The sequence below is a fragment of the Acinetobacter sp. YH16056_T genome, assembly GCF_024605895.1.
GTDB classification, from domain to species: Bacteria; Pseudomonadota; Gammaproteobacteria; order Pseudomonadales; family Moraxellaceae; genus Acinetobacter; species Acinetobacter amyesii.
In genome coordinates, this window is sequence record NZ_CP094545.1 from 3,164,011 (window position 1) to 3,185,733 (window position 21,723).

Genomic DNA, 21,723 nt, shown 5'->3' on the forward strand with positions numbered 1-21,723 from the left:
CTTTGGATCACCAAGCGGTGATCATTTTACATAGAGATTGTTTTGAGCAAGTTCGATTGAGATTGCTCCAACATTACCTGCGCCCTGTGTTAATAACAAGTCATTTGCTTGTAACACTTTTTTCATTACTGCTTGTAAGTTGCCTTCTACTGGATCGATGAGAATCGGCTCAACTTCACCACGGAGACGAATACTTCGAGCCAACGCACGACTATCCGCACCCACAATTGGTTTTTCACCTGCAGGATAAACTTCTAATAACAACAGTTGATCGACTTGAGACAAGACATCGACGAAGTCATCAAAACAGTCACGCGTACGACTAAAACGGTGTGGCTGGAACATCATCACCAAACGACGATCTGGATGACTTGCACGTGCAGCTTTAATGGTCGCTTCCACTTCTTTTGGATGGTGACCATAGTCATCGACCAATTTCACCAAGCCATCTTCAACTTCAAATTCGCCTTGGACTTGGAAACGACGACCTACGCCACTGAAGCTTTCTAAGGCACGTGCAATCGCAGCATCAGAAACGCCTTCATCCGTTGCAATACCAATTGCTGCCAAGGCATTTAAGATATTATGCAGACCCGGCAAGTTAATGGTTAAACGTAACGGCTCACGGTCTTTACGCAAAACTGTAAAGTGTGATTGCATGCCTTCTTGAGCCACATCAACGGCACGAATGTCATTGTCTTCATTGAAACCATAAGTCACGACAGGACGACCAATACGCGGCATAATTTCACGGATGTTGGCATCATCACCACACATCACAGCTAAACCGTAAAATGGAAGGCGCTGTAAGAATTGTACGAAGGTATCTTTCAATACATCGAAACTACCGCCATAGGTATCCATATGGTCAGCATCGATATTGGTGACAATCGTTGCCATCGGCTGTAAATGCAGGAATGACGCATCTGATTCGTCTGCTTCAGCCACGATATAACGGCTTGCACCCAATGCAGCATTCACACCAGTACGATTTAATAAACCACCAATGACATAAGTTGGGTCCAGATTTTCTTCTGCCAACATGCAGGTCACCAGACTGGTTGTCGTGGTTTTACCATGCGTCCCCGCAACGGCAATACCATGACGGTAACGCATTAATTCACCCAACATTTCTGCACGACGCACGACAGGTGTACGGGTTTCAATCGCCGCTTTCACTTCTGGGTTTTCAGAATCAATAGCTGTTGATACCACGATTACATTGGCGCCTTGAATATTTTCAGCAGCATGACCGATGAAAACTTGAATGCCGTTTTCTTCAAGCTGAGCCGTGGTTTTCGACGCTTTAATATCTGAACCTGAAACTTTATAGCCTTGGTTTTTCAATACTTCGGCAATACCGCACATGCCCGCACCACCAATCCCAATAAAATGGATGTGTTTAATACGGCGCATTTCTGGCACTTTAATGAGCTTTTTCGCTTGATCGGCAGGCGTTGATGGAGACATAGATTACTCGAATTTTACAAATCTTGAATTAAACCAACCACGTGCTGTGTCGCATCGGGTTGTGCCTGTTGTCGAGCCTTAACCGCCATTTCCATAAGTCGTTGGCGATTCATCAGCGGCTTCAACAACGCTGTTAAACTTTCTGCGGTCATGTCCGCTTGTGGGCAAATTTTTGCAGCATTGATATTGGCCAAGAACCCTGCATTTGCAGTTTGATGGTCATCCACTGCACTTGGCAGAGGAACAAACACGGCTGCTACACCCGCTGTCGCAATTTCAGTGACGGTTAGTGCACCAGCACGACAGATAATCAAATCCGCTGCAGAATAGGCTGCTGCCATATCTTCAATAAACGGCTGAACTTCAACTTGTATATGTTCAGGTGCGTTTGCATAACGAGCCAATGTGCTTTCAGCATTATTTTGACCACACTGATGATATACACTGAGGGGCTGTTCTAATTGCTGCAAAGCAGCCGGCACACATTCATTTAAGGCACGTGCGCCCAGTGAGCCACCTACAATTAAAACCCGTAATGGCAACCCAGCTTTTTCACGCTCTTGGTAACGCCATGACGGATTTAAAATTTCTGTAATTTCCTTCCGTACAGGATTGCCTGTGGTCACGATTTTATCTTGAGCTGGAAAAGTATTTGGAAATGCCTGACACACCGTTTTCGCCACACGCGATAATTGCGTATTGGTAAACCCAGCCACAGCATTTTGTTCATGGATAATGACTGGTATGCCCAATGCACGAGCTGCCAAGCCACCTGGCCCAGCCACGTAACCCCCAAAGCCTGCAACTGCATTAACTTTGAGTTGTTTCATATAACGCATGGCACTCAAAGTAGCTTTGAGAATTTTAAACGGTGCCATCAGCTTACGCACGACTCCATTGCCGCGTACGCCTTGGATATCAATTTGATAAATTGGAATATTATGATTTTTAAGCAGGCGATTTTCCATGCCTGTTGGCGTTGCGAGCCAAGAAACTTTACAGCCTTGTTGTTGCAACTCTTTGGCAACAGCGAGCGCTGGAAAGACGTGACCACCGGTTCCGGCAGCCATCATCATGACATGTTTCGGCTTTACTTGCGTTACTTCGGTCACTGTCTAATTCTTCAATTCTAAAAAGAGGCTAATGATATTCGATTTTAAGCAAACAATTGTAATCACAAACGCATGACCGTGAAAGGTAATTTACTTTTTTTCAACAGGCGTATGATTGTTTTTTTCTACTATTTTAAAAGTTTAAACTAGTTTTATTATTAATCTATGAGAATTGAAAAAAATCAGACAATTTTTCACTTTAATTGCATTCACTTACAGTTTTTTTGCTTTTTAAGCTCCCCTCCCCTTAGCGCAGGCCAAAAAAAGAGCCCGTGAAGGACTCTTTTAAATCTAGTGCAAAATTAAGCTTTTAAACCTGCCTCAAGGACATCAAATAAATCATCGGCAATCGAGGTGCCAAATTGCGCATCAATTTCACGTACGCAGGTTGGACTGGTGACATTAATTTCAGTCACGTAATTACCAATCACATCCAGACCAACAAACACTAACCCTTTTTCACGAAGGAATGGCCCAACTTTGGCTGCAATGGCTTTATCATTTTCGGTCAATGGACGCGCCTCGCCCAAACCACCTGCCGCCAAGTTGCCACGCACTTCGCCATTTTGCGGAATACGCGCCAAACAATACGGTACGGGTTCGCCATTGATCATCAAGATGCGCTTGTCGCCATCCACAATTTCTGGGATGTAACGCTGCGCCATAATCGGCTGTGTGCCGTTATTGGTCAGGATTTCAATGGTTGAACCAATATTAACGCCATCTTGGTATAAACGGAAAATGCCCATACCGCCCATGCCGTCTAATGGCTTCACAATCACATCGCCGTGTTCTTGCAAAAATTCACGAATCAGGCTTTGCTGCGAGGTCACTAAGGTCGGTACTTGAAGTTCAGGGAATTGCGTCGCAAACAATTTTTCATTGCAGTCACGTAGGCTTTGTGGCTTGTTAATAATCCATGCGCCTTCGCGTTCAGCCTGTTCCAAAATATAGGTGGTGTAGACAAAGTTCATATCAAACGGCGGATCTTTACGCATCAAAACCACGTCATAAGCTGCAATTGATTCTTTTTGTTTTTCGCCGAGTTCGTAATAGTGGTTGTAGTCTTCAAAAACTTTTAGCGGTGAAATCAAACCAAAGGCTTTGCCTTGATCGATATATAAATCTTGCTGTAATGCATAGCCTAGCTCATGTCCACGGCGTGCTGCTGCCCATAGCATCGCCATTGAGGTATCTTTTTTTAGGTTTACATTTTCGATGGGATCCATCACAACAAGTACACGCATTATTCAGTGCTCTGTTCATTATTAATTTATGAATGAGTATAGCCGAGATTTTTCTTTTGTTTATTCTGATTTTGCATGTGTATGTATGGATTCGTGTGATGCAGGCGATAATTCAAAACATTTCTATCATCGGCTTTATCTTAATAATGGAAATAAGCCATGAAAGCATTATGGCGTTAGGCCTGTGTAAATCGACGCCAAGCAATTGAGACAGATATTCATCACATCTACATCTCGCCCATCATTATTTTTGGTGAAAAAACACGTGCTTTTTATTTTTTTTAGCTATTGTGTTAATTATTGTAAATAAAGAAATAGAATTAATTAATGATCAACATTGAGCAGATGGCTATCATTCTTGATGCTTTGCCAGACCCTGCTTTTGTCATATCGCGTAGTAGAAAATACGTTGCGGTTTTTGGTGGGCGCGATAATCGCTATTACCACGATGGTTCCGGTCTTGTTGGTACCTATATTTCAGATGTGATCAAGCCAGATAAAGCCAACTTGTTTATGCAACTGATCGACCAAGCTCTAGCGTCAGGAAATCTACTCATCGAAGAGTACGAATTGAGCAATAGGGATGTAAAAGGTCTGCCCGATTATGGTCCTGAAGAGCCCATTTGGTTTGAGGTGCGCATCCAAGCCCTCAGTTTTTCAGTAGATGAAGAAGACGTTGTGCTTTGGGTCGCAAGTAATATTTCAGCGCGTCACAACTTGGAAATTAAGCTGAAGGAACTCAGCCATACGGATCAGTTAACCGGTCTTTTCAATCGAAGAAAATTAGAGCATGACTTAGCATTACATTATGAGTCATACCTACGACATTCCATACAGACCTCGATTTTGATGTTCGATCTTGATAACCTCAAAAAAATCAACGACAGCAAAGGTCATCATGTCGGTGATGAGGCAATCCGAGCAGTCGCAGATATTCTTCGTTTAACGCTGCGCAAGACTGATTGCGCCTGCCGCTTAGGTGGAGATGAGTTTGTGGTCGCATTACCCAACACGGGCTGTGAACAAGCCATTCAATTTGCCAAACGGATTCATGAACATTCCAGAAAAGAATTAAGTCGGTTTTCAATAGATAACGCCCATGTCACCGTGAGCATAGGAGTAACAACCATCATGCCTGAAGATTGTACCTACGAAGATACAATTAAGCGTGCTGATCTAGCGCTGTATAAAGCCAAACATGGCGGGAAAAATAGAATTGTCGCGGCGTAAGCGTGCGGCAGAAATAAACCAAATTTCACAGTCTATTTAGCAATTTGATATTCAAGCCGTTGTGATTGCTCAGCATGAGCTCTCTCCCCTTTTCAACATAAGTTCAGTTTAGATAGGTGTCCGATATGCAGCAAGCCATTGTTGATTTTGCCTTGGATGATGAAAATCATTGGTATGCTATTTTAGCTTGTGGCCATACACAGCATGTCCGGCATGATCCGCCTTGGCAAAACCGTCCTTGGGTTATCACTGAGCAAGGACGGAACGAAAAGTTAGGGGTAATGTTGGAATGTAAGAAGTGTGATGAAAAGAATTTCGTATAACGTGTATTATGTTAATTTTAGATTTACTAAAACTATTTTTTGAGAACTAGGCTGTTATGGGAACTGTAAAGCTCAAATCTTCTGATGAAGTTTTTCAATTAAAAATTAGTCTGCTAGGTAGTGATCCTGAAATCTGGAGAACTATTCAAATTTCATCGGCAGCTACTTTATCTAGGCTCCATAAGGCAATTCAATCCGCTTTTGATTGGGAAGATAGCCATTTACATGAATTCACGACTATTAAGCATGAAAAGATCAATAAAAGACAAAAATTGAAAGAAGTTCTACGTGTAGGTAAAAAAATTATATATACATATGATTTTGGCGATTGTTGGGAACATTTGATTACTGTAGAAAGCAGACAATCTCCTGATTTAAATAAAAAATATCCATGTTGTATAGATGGTCAAAATCATGCTCCATTTGAAGATATTGGAGGAATTTTTGGATATCTTGATATTTTAGATGCATTACAAGACCCCAAACATCCAAGATATGACGATTACATGCAAATTATCGAGGATGAAATAGGAGAGATAGAGTTTGATCCGACCTACTTTAATTCACATGATATTAAGTTTTAAACCTGATTTAACATAAGGGCTGTTATACGAAATTGCAACTAAATATAGTTGCAATTATTATTTAAAAGTAACTATACTTAGTTGCAATAGCAGTAGGGCTGAAGTATGGGTAAAACGGAAAAGTTACTGGAAAAATTTGGAAATTCAAAAAATACATTTCCGTATAAAGATTTAGTCGTTTTACTGAATCAGCTCGGCTATGAAAAATTTGAAATGGCAGGCTCTCGTGTCCGTTTTTTTAATACGAAAACTGAACACATGATTTTACTGCACAGGCCACACCCTGAAAATGAAATCAAAGGTGGGGCTTTGAAATCTGTAAAACAGGCACTCAAGCAGGAGGGATTTTTATGAGCTATTTAAAATACAAAGGTTATCTAGGTACAATTGAACCTGATCTTGAAACAGGTGAGTTATTTGGAAAGCTTGCATTTATCCGTGATCTCATCACTTATGAAGCAGAAACATTAAAAACTCTTGAACAAGCTTTTCAGGAATCTGTCGATGGATATTTAGAGTCTTGTGCTGAATTAGGTAAAAAACCCGATCAGCCATTCAAAGGTACATTTAATGTCCGTATTAGTCCTGAGTTACACCGTAAAGCTGTTTTAGCATCAAGTGATAATTCTCTTAATGCTTTTGTAAGCGATGCGATTCAAGAGAAATTAATGCGTTTAGGTGCTTAATTTATTGAAGCCTAGATTGACATCTAAAAATTGAAAAAAATTAGTAAAAAAGGGAGCTTACAGCTCCCTTTTTTGTATATTAAGTTAAATATCAAGTACTTAAAAATTTAGCTCTAGCCAAAAAATGTACAAAAAGCCGATTTTGAAACAAGTCGGCTTTTTTATGAGCGGTTTTGATAGTTCTTGCCAATAAATTTGTTTAAAAAGTAATCAATTTTGGCATTTTCCCAATGTTCTCAGCTCTTCCAGGGCGAAAACTATCCCCAATTACTGTGGATGAAATTTAGGCTATTTTGTACGCTTTGGCTCACATAAAACTCGGCCCTTTGCGGCTATCCAGGATAGGTGAATTTTCCTATGATGAAGTCATAGAGAACAGGATGTTCCAAACAACAAGAATAAGAAAGATCGCACCAGGAGCGTGAGGTAAGACAGGAGTCATACCTAGCAACCCAATATGAGAAACCCCGGCAGGATGCTGGGGTTTTTTATTGTCTAAAATATTTAGATCAAAGTTGGATGGGCATCCAGAATGCGAATTAAAGTCGCTGCAGGACCAGTCGGATAGCGTCGGCCTTGTTCCCAGTTCTGTAGCGTTCTCGCGCTAATATGCAAACGTGCAGCAAACTCTGCTTGCGTTAATCCAGTTTTCTCACGTACTTCTTTAATATCTGGCAATTCAAGCTCTGTGACTCGACTGGCCTTTATCTCATTACGTTTGATGGCACCAGCTTCTTTGATTGAAGCAACCAGGTCATCAAATAAGTTGTTATCCATGAAATTGCTCCTTTACTAATTGACGCAGGATCGATGTTTCTTTGTCTGTCAGATTATCTTTCACAGACTTTGGATAAGCCACCAGGAAAAATATCTGATCATCTTCTGTGACCCAATAATAGATCACCCGGATGCCGCCGCTTTTACCTTTATTGCCTTGAGTACAGCGTACTTTACGAATTCCACCACCATTCTTGATTAAGTCACCTTTATCAGGTTGTACCAAAAGATCTTGCTGGAGCTGACGATACTCTTCATCACTTACAAGCTCTTTAATTTGCTTGGTAAAAACACTGGTTTCAATGAATAACATGAGCTCAAGTACGTCAATGGCGTATAAGAATTTTAGCAGTTTTAGAATAAAAAAACGAGAAAAGGTAGCTCTCATTTCTCATAACCGAAATTATCTTACGTGATTAGCTTCAATTTTGATTTTTAGGTAATAGAAATTACAACCAAAAGGTAAATAAATATTCAATTTTTTGATACAAAAAGTCATTTATAGTATATTTAATTAATTGATATAATTTACATTAAGTACATTATTAGAATAAATATATAGAATGCCTCGTTTAGTTCTAAAGGCTAAATCAATAAGATCTTTTGATCCTAAATTTTTGATGGCCTTAATTGATTGTCTACCTTTAAATCAGCGACCCTCTATTAAGGAATTATTAAATCTTTATCCAGAAGAAATTAAATTAGATCTAACCTCTGAAGTATTGGAGTCTACTATTGAAAAAATATCAGCTCGATTAGGTACGGTATTCGATATTCAACATTCATAATTTAAAATTAAATAATAGATGTTATATGAAAGGCACAATTCATGAGCCTTTTCATCACTCGTTTAACATAAAATCTCTTATACGAAACATCTTTAAATTTTCTATAAGCATCAATAGTTTAACTAAAGCCGTTTCAGTAAATAGCGCACTGAGACGGCTTTTTATTGATTCTTCACGTTTAACGCCTACTTTTTAAGCAATATTTCACGTTTTTTGTTAGTTAGATGCAACAATCATCATTTAAAGACGTAAAAAAGGCAGCTTCAGCTGCCTTTTGAAATCCCGAAAAATTAAATGCCGTATTTAACACGGTACGCTTCCATTTTCGCTAAAGCTTCAGTTTCACCTTTAGCCTCTAAGAAAGTCATCAAATCTTTCATGGTAATTAAGGCATGAACTGGGATTTCGAGTTCTTTTTGTACTTCTTGAATCGCAGACAAATCGCCCTGACCTTTTTCTTGACGGTCTAGCGCCACCAATACGCCCGCAATTTGTGCACCGGCATTTTTCAGAATAGTCACTACTTCACGAATCGCAGTACCTGCAGTGATCACATCATCAATGATCCAGACTTTTTTGCCTTCTACTGATGCACCCACAAGCACACCGCCTTCACCATGGTCTTTCGCTTCTTTACGGTTAAAGCCCCAAGGTACACTCACACCATGGTTTTGTGACAGTGCGACAGCCGTTGCTGCTACAAATGGAATACCTTTATAAGCTGGGCCAAAGACCACTTCCACATTATCGCATTCTGTTAATTTAGCTGCATAGCCAGAAGCCAATAACGACAATGCTTCACCGTCATTCAAAAGACCCGCATTAAAAAAATAAGGACTCACACGACCCGATTTTAAAGTAAACTCACCAAATTTAAGCACACCACGTGATAATGCCAGTTCGATAAAAGCTTGTGGATTAAATGCCGCTTGCGCTGTCATGAGGTGCTCCATTTTTTTAAGTTTGAGGTTAAACCTGAGCATGATACCAAAGAGTAGCTATCCAAGTGATCAAAAAATTTTACGTGTCGTTTCAATTAATGTGAATGGTCTGCGTTCCGCTGAAAAAAAAGGTATTTTTGACTGGATGGCAACTTCAGATGCCGATGTCATCTGCATGCAAGAAAGCCGCATTACCCATGAACAATGGACCGATAAATTTAAACCCGAAGGTTGGTTTACACACCTTTTCCCTGCAGAACGCCCAGGCTATGCCGGTACTGCGATTTATAGCCGCCTACCTTTTGTTTCAGTGACAGATGGTTTAGGTTTTGAATTGGCAGACACTCAAGGCCGCTTTATTTCTGCTGAGTTCGATTTAGGACTTGGACAAACTGCACATATTTGCTCGCTCTACCTGCCTTCAGGTTCATCGGGTGATGAAGCTCAGGCACGCAAAGATCTATTTTTGGGCGAATATCAACAAATTTTGAAGCAATGGCGTGCTGAAAATAAGTCAGTGATTGTTTGCGGTGACTACAACATCGTGCATAAACGTATCGATATTAAAAATTGGTCTGGGAACCAAAAGGCTTCGGGCTGCTTACCGCACGAGCGTGCATGGCTCGATCATATTTATGATGAACTTGGCTATGTTGACACTTTCCGTGAGGTACGCAAAGAAGCTGAGCTTTACTCTTGGTGGTCTAACCGCGGACAAGCCCGTGCCAAAAATGTGGGTTGGCGTATTGACTACCATGCATGTTCGCCAGACTGGAAAGAACGTACTGTGAATGCTTGGGTATTTAAAGATGAGTGGTTTAGCGACCATGCCCCAGTGATTATTGACTATAAAATTTAAGCTTTCAGCAATTAATTGAGTAAACAATTGTTTACTCAATTAGAGGTTATTTCTCACATTACATGACGAATTTGTGGATTTATCTCACAACTCGAACGTAGCATTATGGTCGCACGGCAAAGGGACATGTCAGGATGACACAAAAGGATTGGACGCCGAAGGAAGTATAAAAAACAAACTAAATGATTTAGCTTGTTTTCAAGGATGTGACAATGGACGTTGGACTGAGACCCGCATGATCAGGATGATTAAATGCGGGTTTTCTCTTATCTAGCTTTCGCATTTCTAGACTCACCCCCAAATAAAGCAGCTAAAAAATCGAACTGCACAGCTTTTTCTTATTCTCGCTTTATTTCTACTTTTGACTGTGCAAACTTAGGCTGAATTTTCTTGTTATCGCAGCGCTTTCTTTTCTGATTCGTTTTGTTCTGTAGGCTATTCTAAAACGCCAAAATGTCGTTTTGATGACAATACCTAATATTTACAGCATGCGACTTTTACAGCAAAACATTTATTTCTCAATCCACATCACGATCGGGCTTTGAGCATTGATGAATTAGCCTGTAGGATAATGCTGAATTGTATTTTTTATCTTATTGTTTTGAATAATTGAGGACACCTGTTCATGCTTAAAATTTATGGCATCAAAAACTGCAATACCATGAAAAAAGCTTTCGACTTGCTCAACGAATTAGGCCTGACCTACGAATTTCATGACTATAAAAAACAAGCGATTGATGCTGAAACCGTAAAAAAATGGCTCGATGCCAAAGGTGCTGATGTGATTCTCAACAAAAAAGGCGCCACATGGAAAAAACTCAGTGAAGAAGAGCAACAGGCAGCCTTAGCCAGTGAAGAAAATTTGATTCAGTGTTTAACAGCGCATAGCAGCATGATTAAACGCCCTGTACTGGATACGGGTAGCAACTTATTGGTTGGCTTTGATGAAAACGCTTACCGCGCATTGAAATAAATTTTTTCATCACACTCATGCACTGCCCTTGTTCAATTTTGACTGAGCAAGCAGTCATAAAAAAAGCCTGACATCGTCAGGCTTTTTGTTGGAATCACGTCAAATTAGTTGGCGCGGATCCATGTTTGGTTACGACCTAAAGCAGCAACACCAATAAAGCCGCGAAGCTCTAATTTTTTGCCGCCATCAGCCAATTGACCTTTTAACTTGTAAGTTTTACCTGATTGAGGATCCAAAATTGAACCGCTCTCATAGCTTGTACCACCAACATTTTTAAGACCGGTCACAATACGCAAGCCTTTTAATGATTTGTTGTGATATGGGCCTTCACATTTTTTACATGCATTCTCTTCACCTGGTGTCAAAACTGACTGAATGCTCGCTGAAAGCGTACCATTTTTTTGCTCAGTGAATTTTACAATCGCTTTTGGCTGCTTGGTTTTATCATCAATGGTTTTCCAAGTTGTACCATTTAGCGGGTCTGCAGCATTTGCAAATGCGGCTAAACTCATCAATCCTAATGCTAGTGCAATTTTTTTCATTTTTGTTTATTTCCCTGGTCTGATATAGACGACATTAGTATCCAAAAGTCACAACAATTTATCAATTTTTGTATGTGACCGTTTAGTGTAACCTTGTAATTTGTGTTGGTAAATATGCTCACACGATTCCTAAAATAGAAAAAGATGGAAAGACAATGAAGATATCGCCACTGACGAAACAACTGATTACAGAAAGCATTTTAAAAACCACAATTCGTGGGCCGAGCCAGTTCAATTTACCGCCCAATACTTTACGTTTTGCTTTGGAACAAATGTGTCGTGCATTTCCCCAAAACCCGGATGTACAAATTCGCCCGATTCGCTTAGCCGGCTTAAAAGCCGAAGAAATCAAACCGCAACAGGCATCGACCCAATTAATTTTTCATATTCATGGGGGCGCATTTTTCTTGGGTTCGATGAACACACATCGGGCGTTTCTGACTCAAGTTACCGCACGCACGCAAATGCAAGTGTTACATTTGGATTATCCTTTATCCCCAGAAGCACAGTTTCCTGAAGCACTCGATGCCCTTTTTGATGTGTATGCGGTGTTATTAGATCAAGGGATTCAAGCCAAAGATATTATTTTGTCAGGCGACTCTTGTGGTGCAAACTTAGCGCTTGCCTTAGCCCTTAAAATTCAACAGGAACAACTTCCACAAGTCAGTGGTTTGGTGTTGATGTCACCGTTTTTAGACCTGACGTTGAGCAGTGAGTCCCTACGCTATAACCGCAAGCATGATGCGCTGTTAAGCATAGAAGCCCTCGAAACCGGCATTGATTATTATGTACCACGCTCGGTCGATCGAGCTGATCCATTGGTCTCGCCTTTTTTTGCCGAGCTCAAAGGACTGCCTCCGATTCATATTCAAGTGGGTTCTAAAGAAATTTTATTGGATGATGCGCAGCGCTTTAAAGTCAAAGCAGAAGAAGCCGGCCTAGATGTCGAATTTAAGCTGTACACTGGCATGTGGCATAACTTCCAAATGTTTAGCCCATGGTTTGAAGAAGGACAGCGTGCGCTGAGTGATTTAGCTGATTTTGCACACCGACTGGATCAAGACTAATCCCTGGAAACTATTCCCTGAAAACTCTTCAAAGTCACCATAAAAAAAGGTCAGCAGATGCTGACCTAAGAGGGAAATGTCAATCTGTTAAATGGCTTGAATTTGAGCCTGAGCTGTCGCCATTGCCTGTGCTTTCATATCTGGTCCCATATTGACACCTTCGGCACGAATCACATCAATATCGCTGACACCCGTAAAATTAAACACGGCTTTTAATAAACCTTCTTGATAATCTACAGGGCTGTTATCGCCATACACGCCGCCACGACTGCTGGCAATATAGACTTTTTTATCACCTGCCAAGCCCACTGGACCTTGTTCTGTATATTTAAAGGTACGACCAGCAACACTGATACGGTCAATCCATGCTTTCAAAGTTGATGGCAAACCGAAGTTATACATAGCAGCACCAACCACAACCACATCGGCATCTAAATACTGTTGCAACAACTGCTCGCCTAAAGCCGATTGTTCTGCATTTTGACCCATCAAAATTTCACTGCTGAGATGTGGAATCTGCTGTACAGCTAAATCGAGATGTTGAACCTGTGCCGCATCACCATGTTTTTGCTGTAGCTGTTGTACAATTTCAGCGCTGAGTTGACGTGAAACTGAAGCGTCGCCCATGATGCTTGAATCAATATGCAGAATTTTCATGACTAAAACCTAAAGCTGTTGTTATTAACTTGAGCCTAGTGTAATCACTTTTCATAAATAGAATAATCCCGATCCTTATGACACTATGTTTTATTTTTAGAACAATCATTTTGAACTCGCAAAAAATTTAAAATTACTGAGCGGTTCTTGACCGTTATCAAGTGTAAATTTTCATGCTAATGTAAGCCTATAAAATGATATCTATATAAACTTTAAGAAAAAAACTGATAACTCGAACAGGGCAATGACACAGGATGACGGTGAAATCAAGCATACGTGACATGATCCTCCGCAATAGAATCGCCCAGTATTTACTGGAAGATGAAGTGGTGATGAATTGGAGTATCCTGAAAAAGTGTATGCTCATGCTGATGCTTGGCTCAGCCATTCATCTGCTTTGGATCATTTGGAAATTTTATGTTTATGTCACGCCAGAACTTTGGCAGTGGGTTAACCTTGAGCTCATCCACTCTCAATTGTGGACCAACATCGTCTTTTTTTGCTTAATGGTCCTGCTGATTTGGCCTTGCTATGCTGGAAAAGATAATCCCAAGATTCAGCTAATTTTACCTTATCTTTCGGTCGGCTTATTCGTCATTTCTTTATGTCGTGATGGTTATTTAATTGGCGTCATGAGTCCAGCCACTATGATCTCCTACGTGAGCCTTGTGACCGTTGGATTGGTACTATTTACACGAAAAATCGTCTATAGCATGCTGATTCCAGCCACGATTTTTTTATCCATTTGTATGTATTTAAGCATCCGCGGCATTATCCCCTATGCCCCGATTTTTCAACCTCATGCCTATGGCTATCAAAATAGTTTTTGGCTCTTCTCAATGATCTTTTTCATTGTTCCTATTTTATTAACCTGTTTGGCTTTATTTGAAATCTTACTCAGCCAATGGCGTCACCGAGAGCATCTGATTCAAAAACTTAGTCAAGTCGACCCACTGACCAATTTATTTAATCGACGCAGTATCAATCAGTGTTTGGAACAGCTCGATAGTGCTAAAACAGATACATATGCACTGGTCTTATTGGACTTAGACCATTTCAAACGCATCAATGATGAATATGGACACGATAAAGGCGATGAAACCTTGATTCTTGTCAGCCAAGTATTAAACCAACATTTACGCGGTAGTGATGTGGTTGGGCGGTTTGGAGGGGAAGAGTTTATTTTGGTGCTAAAAAATTCTAACTTAGAACAAGCGATATTCATTGCAGAGCGCTGTCGAAAAGCCATTGAGCAGCTTGAAATTTGGGGACATGATGGTCAGTCAATTCATGTGACAGCCAGTTTTGGTATTGCGATTTCTACGCCAGAATTGGTACCGCAACAATTGCTGCCCCATGCAGATCAAGCGCTATACGCAGCTAAAGCTGGCGGCCGCAACATGGTGATGGCCTACACCGAACAACAAAGCTTTAGCCATTTGGTTTAAAACTTTTATACAGATCAGACGTGGCGTTGAGCTTTTAACGTGGATACTGTTCCATACGACGGACTGGCTGTTCCAGTTGAGCAGCCGTGATCCATGCCACCACAGAAGGATGCTGCAAAATCTTTTGCATATAACGCTGTATGTTGTCACTCACAGGTAGCTGGAAGGTCTGTAAACGTGTCACCACGGGTGCAAAAAATGCATCGGCAATACTAAATTCACCGCATAGAAAGCCATCCACCGCAGGACGACTCGACCAAATCTGCTCGATTCGAGTCACTTCAGCACGCAATTCAGCATGTTCGGACCATAATATCTGACCATGACGACCATAATCCGCCTGCAGATTCATACTGCATAAGCTACGCAATTGCATAAAACTACTGTGCATTTCCGCGCAAATACTCCGTGCCCATGCACGTTGTGTAGCATCTTTTGGCCACAGTGGAAGCTCTTGAAACTGCTCTGCCAAATATTCACAAATCGCCAATGAGTCCCAAATCATCATACCGTCATGTTGCAGTAGGGGCACCTTGCCATTGGCATGTAGGGCTAACATTTGCTGCTTGAATGCTCCGCCATCTGCTTCTTCAGAAAAAGGAATCAAGATCTCTTGAAAGGGTAAATTAAACGCGTGTAACACCAACCACGGTCGCATAGACCACGTCGAATAGTTTTTATTGGCAATATATAATTGCATCATTTTTATTCTCCACGCGATTTAAATTTTTCCAATTGCGCTAGCAATTCTTTCTCGCTAAAAGCACCCGTCAAACGCAGTCCACGTATCTCTTGATGCGCTGTATCTAAAAATAAATAGGTCGGTGGCCCTAAAATATCCCATTGATTGAGCAGTACTTGATGGGTTGCATCATACTGACTCAAATCTAACTTAATTAAGTAATACGGTGCCAAAGCCTGTTGTACCGCAGCCGATTTTAAAACTTTATGTTCAATCGGCTGACAGGCCACACACCAATCGGCATAGACATCAATAATTGCGGATTGACCTTGGGGAATTTCACTTAATAACCGTTGAAACTCTTCCGCTGTATGTGCCACATGCCAAGCACTTTGTTGTTGATTTTCTTCGACTAAAAAACGTTGGCTGTGTTGATATTGACTGTACACAATATAAGGTACGGCTGCACAGAACACCAAGATATACAACCATTTGAGCTGAGTACTGCGCCATAAAATGCGCCAAAGCACATAAGCGCTAAACACCAGACCCAGAGCAAGGGATAACCACTGTAACCAAGCTTCACTGATCAAAGGTCGAATGAAATACAAAGCCAAGGCCAACATAATGAAAGCAAAGAGCACCTTGATTTGATTCATCCACAAACCCGCTTTAGGCAATACCCGTGAGCCAAGGACACTGGCCAACAATAGCGGTGTACCCATGCCAAAGCCGAGAGTGAATAACAATAATGCACCTTGCCACTGGCTTTGGGTTTGCGAAATAAATAATAATGCGCCTGCCAACGGTGCTGTCATGCAAGGACCGACCAGCAATGCAGAAATCATCCCCATGACCCCTGCGCCAACGAGACTACCACCTTTTTGCATCGACTGAGCTTGGTCTAAGCGATTGACCCAACTGCGTGGCAATTTCAGCTCAAATAAACCAAATAAATTCAGGGCAAAAACCACAAAGAGCACGCTAAAGGCAATTAAAGTCGAGGGTTGTTGCAACCAACGCTGGAAATTCAAACCTGCTGACGAGGCCACCAAGCCAAGAATGGCATACACCATCGCCATACTGGTGACAAAAGTCAGTGCAATCATCCACGCTTTTAAACCTCGGCTGTCGCGGACAATCAGTGAGGTTAAAATCGGCAGCATTGGCAATGAACAAGGGGTAAAGGCCAACAAAAAACCCAAGCCAAAAAACAGGAAAAGGCCATAAAATATTGAGCTTTGTGCTAATTTTTCAGACCACATTTGGTCACTTGCGGTATAGCGATCAGAAGCCAGTGCAGCATTATCTGCCCGCTGCTGATCTAAACGATTCGCCGTAGGCTGTTCGGCAGTATTTTCTGCTGCAAAATCGAGTAAGCGTTTATTTGGACTGGCAAGATTTTGCTGTGTGACCAAGCCAGAAGCATCCGTTTCAAAGCTGATGCTCTGTGGTGGATAACACACCCGATCCTTGGCACAGCCTTGCCAACTGACTTGATAGGTCTGCAGTTTTTGAGTCGGAATTTTAAAACTCAACTGTTGGTAATACACCTGCGTATGACCATAGTTATCGTCTTTTAAATCCTCAGCAGCAGGCAAATCCAAAGCTAAAACTTGATTGCCCTGCTTCACCTCTATTTTGTGCTGATACAGATAATAATGCGCTGGAATATCCCAACTCAGCTCCGCCTGATCTGCACGATCGGAGACGACCGAGAAAGGAAAAGCATCTTCAGCTGAAAGTAATGCATCCTGAGCAGAGACGCCCATACTGAACGACAGCACAGCCGCTGCCGCAACATAAGTCCATTGTTTCATTCAGCTGAATTCATCCTCAGTCTGTATTTTTACGTTTTAAAATTTAGGTTTTTTTAGAACAGGTAAGATACGCCCAAACCTGACTGATAATTTTTATGACCGCCAGTGAGTTCTAGACCGACGCTCGCATCCAACTGCATACGATCCGAAACGGCATACGTCAGACCTGAAGCCAAAGACACTTCCTGATCGGTACTCTCTGCTTTGCGATAAACCAGCTCAGAAAAGCCCGATAAATTACCCGCAATGTGATATTCCATTCCCGGAATTGCACTCACAGCCCAATCACCATCTTGAACCTCATAACGCATGGTCATTGAAGTCCCAATTGTATCGCTATAATCATAAGCCACGGCTGAAGTCAGACTATAAATGTCATCTTCAGCACTAAAGCCTTCATTACCTGTCGCAATAATAGCTTCAGCAAGAATAGCCATCGACAATTTCTCATCATTCAAATCAATAGCTTTTTTCAGGCCAATGCTGACATCACCCAAACCATCATCTTCAACTGAGCGACCCGCAACTTTGGTTTTAGACCATGCAGGACCTTGCCAACCCAATTGCAATTCCAAATCTTTTGCCAAACCAGTACGGAATAACATGTCTGCATTTAAAGTGGTGTTTTTTACTTTTTCACCATTTTCATCACGACTTTCACTATAGCTCGCTGCTGGCAAACTTTGTTCCCATGCCAAACGACCTACAGGGGTAATGCCTGTGCCCATACCCGCGCCCGGACGGTCAAATGAAAAATCCGCCGCAAATGCAGACAGGCTCAAACTGGATAATGTTGCAATGCTTAAAACTTTAAATACAGTCATGTTTTTACTCACAATTATGCTAATTCTTTGGTCATTTTTGCGCCATGGCTACGCAAAAGCTCCAAGGTTTGTTTTTCTTCTTCCAATGCTTCCGACCAATTTACCGCGTCAAAATCACAGTCAAAAAATAATTCACTAATCGACGACAAAATGGTTAAACCATCGCTATCAATCATATTTGGATTCACTTTTTCATCCAATAAACGCTGTACCGCAGGGACACATGCTGCACTCGCGGCATCCCATAATGGACCATAAATTTCTTCAGCATCCCATAAATGCACATTGGCTTTGGCTTGAATCAGCGCTTCCAAGATTTGCATATGTACGTCTAAATGTTGTGCTTTCTGTTCTGCTGTTAAGGGTTGACCTGCTTCATATGCTTCGCAAACCATTTCCCACCATTTAAACAAACCATCAGACCATACAGAAACCGTAGGTCCTTTTTCAAAGTCGATAAAATTTGGATTAAGACCATCTGCCAACAGGCGTTGCACCTGTGCAAGATCTTGTTCTTCTAACGCTTGCACAAAAAGCTGTTGTTGCGCTGTTAACATCGGGAAAGCTCACTTCAATTTATTTTGATCTATTATGCCGAATAAAGCTGCGTTTGTTTGAATTTCATGTAAAACAAAATACAAAACACACAAAAAAAGCCCCGCAGGGCTTTTTTAAATTTTGAGACTTATTCGTCATCTACGCTGTCATCTGCTTCAGCAAAAGCAGGTTGTGTACTGCGTGGGTTCTCTTTCTTTTCGAACACATGTTCAAGACTACGTTTAAGTCGATCAATTGCACCGTGAATAGCTGTATCTACATTATGACCACGATGGTTGACCACGACAGGCTTCAAACCAGCAGGACGCGCTTCAATCATACATTTAATGTCGTCGCTACCGCCCTTGTCCCCATTTTCATCACTTAAATGCACCGAAAAGTGAGTAATGCGTTCACTATGGCGCTGAAATTCTTCATTAAGTTCTGCACGAACGTATGTAATTAATCGATCACTATTAGGAATGTTTTTATCTGTACGGATTTCTATGTTCATAATATTATCCTCATATCTATCTGTATTAGCTATAAAAATTTGTGCAAAACTTATTATCTTGGCACGTTACATTTGCTGTAAATATTACAGCAATGACCATCTTCAACTTTGTATGGAACGTCGTCCTCCACATTGAATGATGAACACTTTAGAGTCTGCAGATCCGTGTCCTTATACTTCGAATATCGGTCTTAAGTTAGAATTTTGCAAGTGCTATTTTGATATTTTTTTAATATCCATAAAAAAAGTAAGACTTTATTGTAGATTTGCATTGTTTTAATTGATTTGGGTCATATTTTTGTGCATTTCCTCGACGTCCACCATCTATTTGCACAAGTCAATTCGAACTCAAAATCTCGCTTTTACCGTCATTGATCATTCACAGCGTATTTCCCCTTCAAATTACAAAACAATTTTGCCGTTGAGTAAAATTTGGCTTTATTTTTGCTTAATAATCTGTATGCTTTCAGTGCTTCTCGGGGGAGATATTTTTTAATGAAACTTACACAAATCGTTGCATCATGTGCATTAGCATCTGCTGCTGCTTTCACTCAAGCTTCACCTATCGTATGGCAAGATTTCAGCTTAACTGGCCTATATGGTGAAAATTATGTTGTGCCTTTTGATGGTGACAACAATGAACAGAAAACGATCACAGCTGAATATGCCGCTAAACTGAAATATTCAGATGTATTCTTCTTCGTTGACCAAGCTTGGGACAAAGATGATGAAGCATCGACTTACCTTGAGCTTGCACCACGCCTTAGCTTAGGTGAAGTTTCTGGTAAAGACCTTTCTATGGGTCCGATCAAAGACGTTCTTATTGCAACGACTTGGGAACATAATGCCGGCTACGACAAAAATTCTGAGTTTAATAACTTCTTGTATGGTATTGGCTTTGCTTTAGACATTCCATATACACAGTATGCAAACATCAACTTCTATAAAGCGGATAATGATTCTAAATCAGCCGGTACTAAAGATGATTATCAAATGACGATCACTTATGCTGTGCCATTTAAAATCGGCTCTGAAGATTTTCTAGTAGATGCCTTCCTTGATTGGTCAACAGCTGAAAAAGGGGCGCAAGCTAGTGAATTAAACTGGACAAGCCAATATAAATGGAATATCGGTAAGCATATCTCTCCTAAGACTAAGCTCTACGTAGGTGTTGAACACTCGGTTTGGAACAACAAATATGGTCTGAAAGGTCAGGACCAAAACGATGTCAGCGCGTTGGTGAAATACCATTTCTAAGTTCAACTCAGAACGCGATGAAGAAAAAGCAAGGTTCATCACCTTGCTTTTTTTATGCCTAAGTTTTTAAATTGACTTTATTTTTATCAGAAATTTGCGCATGTCTTTTCTCATTCGACCTGCAATTCCACAAGACTTAGCGGCCATTCTCGCAATCTATAATCATGAAGTTCTCAACGGCTTTGCGACATGGAATGATCAAGCCTACAGCCTCGACTCTTTTCAACAGAAATTGCTGGAATTCCAAAAGCAAAATTTTCCATTTGTGGTGATTGAAGATCAGGATCAACAGCAAATCGCCGGTTATGCTGACTATGGTTCTTTCCGTCATTTTGCTGGCTATCGACATACTGTTGAGCATTCTGTCTATATTGACCCAAACTATGCTCGACTGGGTCTTGGTCAGCAATTATTAGAGCACCTAATTCAGCATGCCAAAAGCCAAAATATGCATGTCATGATCGCTGGCATTGATCACGGCAATAGCGCCTCGATTGCCCTGCACAAAAAATTAGGCTTTAAGCAAACAGGTTATATGCCCGAAGTGGGACAAAAGTTTGGTGAATGGCGTGATCTGGTCCTGATGCAACTTCAGTTATAGCCCGTATTGAGCTGTGTTTATGGTAATTTATCCAAACGAATACCATCTTGTATCACACTCAGCACCGATAAATTATGACGCACCGCATCACGATAAAGATCTTGTAACTGTAAAAAAAGTAGTTTTAATTCGGCCAATTTAAGCTCTTGCTCAGGTGCGTTTTCTGCAATCGTGACCAAATAACGTTTTTTGATTTCATCCACGCTTAACTGTTGTAATGCCTGATGGATTTCTGCAACGCGAACTACAGTATTGTAATGCACTGCAAGGCTCAGTCCCGGTCGTCGCTCTGACAAAGGATGTTCTGCCTGAATGGCATAACTCAGTGCCGCAACTGAATCACTGTTCACGCTTAATAATGGATTCAACTCTTGCCATGCCTCCCCTAAAAAAAAGGAGTGTTGTACAAAAGGTGAATCCAAGACATCTTGAGGGGTTTCTGCTTCTAAAATCAGAGTTTCCAAATCATTCGGTGGGATCAAATATAATATCGCGTCCATATTCTTATCTTCTTGTTATGTCGTACATTTAGATTAATGTAATCCACACAAAAATAAAGCAGATATTTTGTATATTCGACTGCAGTTGATCGAATACTGATGGATGCCCATTCGCCCTTTACCAAAGTTTCAGTACTGCACTTAGCATCACTGAAGCACGACATGCTGAAGCTTCAAATGACGATACTGAGAACAACTTAAGCTTATGGTTTAAAACAAAAAAAATTTATGCCACTCGTTTTTTTGATGCCATTTCCATGACCAGCAACGATTTTTTGAGCGTA

26 protein-coding genes are annotated in these 21,723 nt (G+C 41.0%); 12 read left to right on the plus strand and 14 right to left on the minus strand.

The genetic code is table 11. The features are described from left to right. Positions 1–21: 21 nt before the first annotated feature. The 3 genes from murC to gshB all read right to left on the minus strand — a co-directional run bounded on the left by murC (position 22) and on the right by gshB (position 3,829). On the minus strand, positions 22–1,470 hold the full coding sequence (gene murC, locus MST17_RS15365) for a UDP-N-acetylmuramate--L-alanine ligase (RefSeq protein WP_078190576.1): 1,449 nt from the start codon (positions 1,468–1,470) through the stop codon (positions 22–24). A 14-nt stretch (positions 1,471–1,484) separates the two neighbouring features. Then, complete coding sequence (gene murG, locus MST17_RS15370; protein ID WP_218949167.1) at positions 1,485–2,546, minus strand: undecaprenyldiphospho-muramoylpentapeptide beta-N-acetylglucosaminyltransferase; 1,062 nt, start codon at positions 2,544–2,546, stop codon at positions 1,485–1,487. 338 nt (positions 2,547–2,884) lie between these two features. Next, positions 2,885–3,829: a glutathione synthase gene (gshB, locus tag MST17_RS15375; RefSeq protein WP_078190578.1), complete on the minus strand. Its 945-nt coding sequence runs from the start codon at positions 3,827–3,829 to the stop codon at positions 2,885–2,887. 327 nt (positions 3,830–4,156) lie between these two features. Here gshB and MST17_RS15380 point away from each other — a divergent pair, with 327 nt between their 5' ends. From MST17_RS15380 to MST17_RS15400, 5 genes are all read left to right on the plus strand, one after another. Continuing rightward, positions 4,157–5,059: a sensor domain-containing diguanylate cyclase gene (locus MST17_RS15380; RefSeq protein ID WP_180025891.1), complete on the plus strand. Its 903-nt coding sequence runs from the start codon at positions 4,157–4,159 to the stop codon at positions 5,057–5,059. Positions 5,060–5,184: 125 nt separating this feature from the next. Continuing rightward, the gene (locus MST17_RS15385) at positions 5,185–5,382 is read left to right on the plus strand and encodes a DUF3565 domain-containing protein (protein ID WP_180025890.1); all 198 of its coding nucleotides are present in this window, start codon (positions 5,185–5,187) and stop codon (positions 5,380–5,382) included. Positions 5,383–5,438: 56 nt separating this feature from the next. Then, the gene (locus MST17_RS15390) at positions 5,439–5,966 is read left to right on the plus strand and encodes a plasmid pRiA4b ORF-3 family protein (protein WP_000537572.1); all 528 of its coding nucleotides are present in this window, start codon (positions 5,439–5,441) and stop codon (positions 5,964–5,966) included. Between the two features lie 105 nt (positions 5,967–6,071). Then, a complete protein-coding gene (locus MST17_RS15395; RefSeq protein WP_044425274.1) occupies positions 6,072–6,320 on the plus strand; it encodes a type II toxin-antitoxin system HicA family toxin in 249 nt (82 codons plus the stop codon). Continuing rightward, positions 6,317–6,652, plus strand: a complete 336-nt coding sequence (locus MST17_RS15400; RefSeq protein ID WP_035270373.1) for a type II toxin-antitoxin system HicB family antitoxin — start codon at positions 6,317–6,319, stop codon at positions 6,650–6,652. Before MST17_RS15395 ends, MST17_RS15400 begins: the two co-directional genes overlap by 4 nt. A gap of 504 nt (positions 6,653–7,156) precedes the next feature. Here MST17_RS15400 and nadS read toward each other — a convergent pair. Next, positions 7,157–7,429 (minus strand): NadS family protein, encoded by a 273-nt coding sequence (nadS, locus tag MST17_RS15405; RefSeq protein ID WP_004641921.1) that lies wholly within the window; start codon positions 7,427–7,429, stop codon positions 7,157–7,159. Then, positions 7,422–7,742, minus strand: coding sequence for a type II toxin-antitoxin system RelE/ParE family toxin (locus tag MST17_RS15410; protein ID WP_067765721.1), 321 nt, complete (start codon positions 7,740–7,742; stop codon positions 7,422–7,424). The genes nadS and MST17_RS15410 overlap by 8 nt, the downstream gene beginning before the upstream one ends. 250 nt (positions 7,743–7,992) lie before the next feature. Between MST17_RS15410 and MST17_RS15415 the strand changes: the two genes are divergently transcribed. After that, complete coding sequence (locus MST17_RS15415) at positions 7,993–8,217, plus strand: hypothetical protein (RefSeq protein ID WP_100329926.1); 225 nt, start codon at positions 7,993–7,995, stop codon at positions 8,215–8,217. A 290-nt stretch (positions 8,218–8,507) separates the two neighbouring features. Here MST17_RS15415 and pyrE read toward each other — a convergent pair whose 3' ends face one another. Further along, positions 8,508–9,158 carry an orotate phosphoribosyltransferase gene (gene pyrE / locus MST17_RS15420; protein WP_078190583.1) on the minus strand — a complete coding sequence of 217 codons (651 nt, stop codon included), beginning with the start codon at positions 9,156–9,158 and terminating at the stop codon, positions 8,508–8,510. A gap of 40 nt (positions 9,159–9,198) precedes the next feature. Between pyrE and MST17_RS15425 the strand changes: the two genes are divergently transcribed. Continuing rightward, positions 9,199–10,017, plus strand: a complete 819-nt coding sequence (locus tag MST17_RS15425; RefSeq protein ID WP_180025889.1) for an exodeoxyribonuclease III — start codon at positions 9,199–9,201, stop codon at positions 10,015–10,017. A 625-nt stretch (positions 10,018–10,642) separates the two neighbouring features. Further along, positions 10,643–10,990 (plus strand): Spx/MgsR family RNA polymerase-binding regulatory protein, encoded by a 348-nt coding sequence (locus MST17_RS15430; RefSeq protein ID WP_180025888.1) that lies wholly within the window; start codon positions 10,643–10,645, stop codon positions 10,988–10,990. 104 nt (positions 10,991–11,094) lie between these two features. Here MST17_RS15430 and MST17_RS15435 read toward each other — a convergent pair whose 3' ends face one another. Continuing rightward, positions 11,095–11,532, minus strand: coding sequence for a DUF2147 domain-containing protein (locus MST17_RS15435; protein WP_078190586.1), 438 nt, complete (start codon positions 11,530–11,532; stop codon positions 11,095–11,097). A 155-nt stretch (positions 11,533–11,687) separates the two neighbouring features. On the opposite strand from MST17_RS15435, the gene MST17_RS15440 reads away from it, so the two are divergent. Further along, entirely contained in the window at positions 11,688–12,599 is a 912-nt protein-coding gene (locus MST17_RS15440; protein ID WP_180025887.1) for an alpha/beta hydrolase, read from the plus strand. An 87-nt stretch (positions 12,600–12,686) separates the two neighbouring features. On the opposite strand, the gene MST17_RS15445 is transcribed toward MST17_RS15440, so the two are convergent. Continuing rightward, positions 12,687–13,256 carry an FMN-dependent NADH-azoreductase gene (locus tag MST17_RS15445; protein ID WP_078190588.1) on the minus strand — a complete coding sequence of 190 codons (570 nt, stop codon included), beginning with the start codon at positions 13,254–13,256 and terminating at the stop codon, positions 12,687–12,689. Between the two features lie 281 nt (positions 13,257–13,537). On the opposite strand from MST17_RS15445, the gene MST17_RS15450 reads away from it, so the two are divergent. Beyond that, positions 13,538–14,704 (plus strand): GGDEF domain-containing protein, encoded by a 1,167-nt coding sequence (locus tag MST17_RS15450; RefSeq protein WP_257223968.1) that lies wholly within the window; start codon positions 13,538–13,540, stop codon positions 14,702–14,704. A 34-nt stretch (positions 14,705–14,738) separates the two neighbouring features. On the opposite strand, the gene MST17_RS15455 is transcribed toward MST17_RS15450, so the two are convergent. From MST17_RS15455 to MST17_RS15475, 5 genes are all read right to left on the minus strand, one after another. After that, on the minus strand, positions 14,739–15,407 hold the full coding sequence (locus tag MST17_RS15455; RefSeq protein ID WP_180025885.1) for a glutathione S-transferase family protein: 669 nt from the start codon (positions 15,405–15,407) through the stop codon (positions 14,739–14,741). Positions 15,408–15,409: 2 nt separating this feature from the next. Further along, positions 15,410–17,206 (minus strand): protein-disulfide reductase DsbD, encoded by a 1,797-nt coding sequence (gene dsbD / locus MST17_RS15460; protein WP_180025884.1) that lies wholly within the window; start codon positions 17,204–17,206, stop codon positions 15,410–15,412. Between the two features lie 53 nt (positions 17,207–17,259). Then, positions 17,260–18,030, minus strand: a complete 771-nt coding sequence (locus tag MST17_RS15465) for a transporter (RefSeq protein ID WP_168379690.1) — start codon at positions 18,028–18,030, stop codon at positions 17,260–17,262. A 14-nt stretch (positions 18,031–18,044) separates the two neighbouring features. Further along, the gene (locus MST17_RS15470; protein ID WP_180025883.1) at positions 18,045–18,587 is read right to left on the minus strand and encodes an ankyrin repeat domain-containing protein; all 543 of its coding nucleotides are present in this window, start codon (positions 18,585–18,587) and stop codon (positions 18,045–18,047) included. Positions 18,588–18,715: 128 nt separating this feature from the next. Then, positions 18,716–19,081, minus strand: a complete 366-nt coding sequence (locus tag MST17_RS15475) for an HPF/RaiA family ribosome-associated protein (RefSeq protein WP_111885127.1) — start codon at positions 19,079–19,081, stop codon at positions 18,716–18,718. Between the two features lie 495 nt (positions 19,082–19,576). Between MST17_RS15475 and MST17_RS15480 the strand changes: the two genes are divergently transcribed. Continuing rightward, entirely contained in the window at positions 19,577–20,338 is a 762-nt protein-coding gene (locus MST17_RS15480; RefSeq protein WP_168379688.1) for an outer membrane protein OmpK, read from the plus strand. Between the two features lie 100 nt (positions 20,339–20,438). Continuing rightward, positions 20,439–20,939, plus strand: coding sequence for a GNAT family N-acetyltransferase (locus MST17_RS15485; protein WP_111885126.1), 501 nt, complete (start codon positions 20,439–20,441; stop codon positions 20,937–20,939). A 17-nt stretch (positions 20,940–20,956) separates the two neighbouring features. On the opposite strand, the gene MST17_RS15490 is transcribed toward MST17_RS15485, so the two are convergent. After that, positions 20,957–21,439 (minus strand): DUF1877 family protein, encoded by a 483-nt coding sequence (locus MST17_RS15490; RefSeq protein ID WP_180025882.1) that lies wholly within the window; start codon positions 21,437–21,439, stop codon positions 20,957–20,959. Between the last annotated feature and the right edge of the window lie 284 nt (positions 21,440–21,723).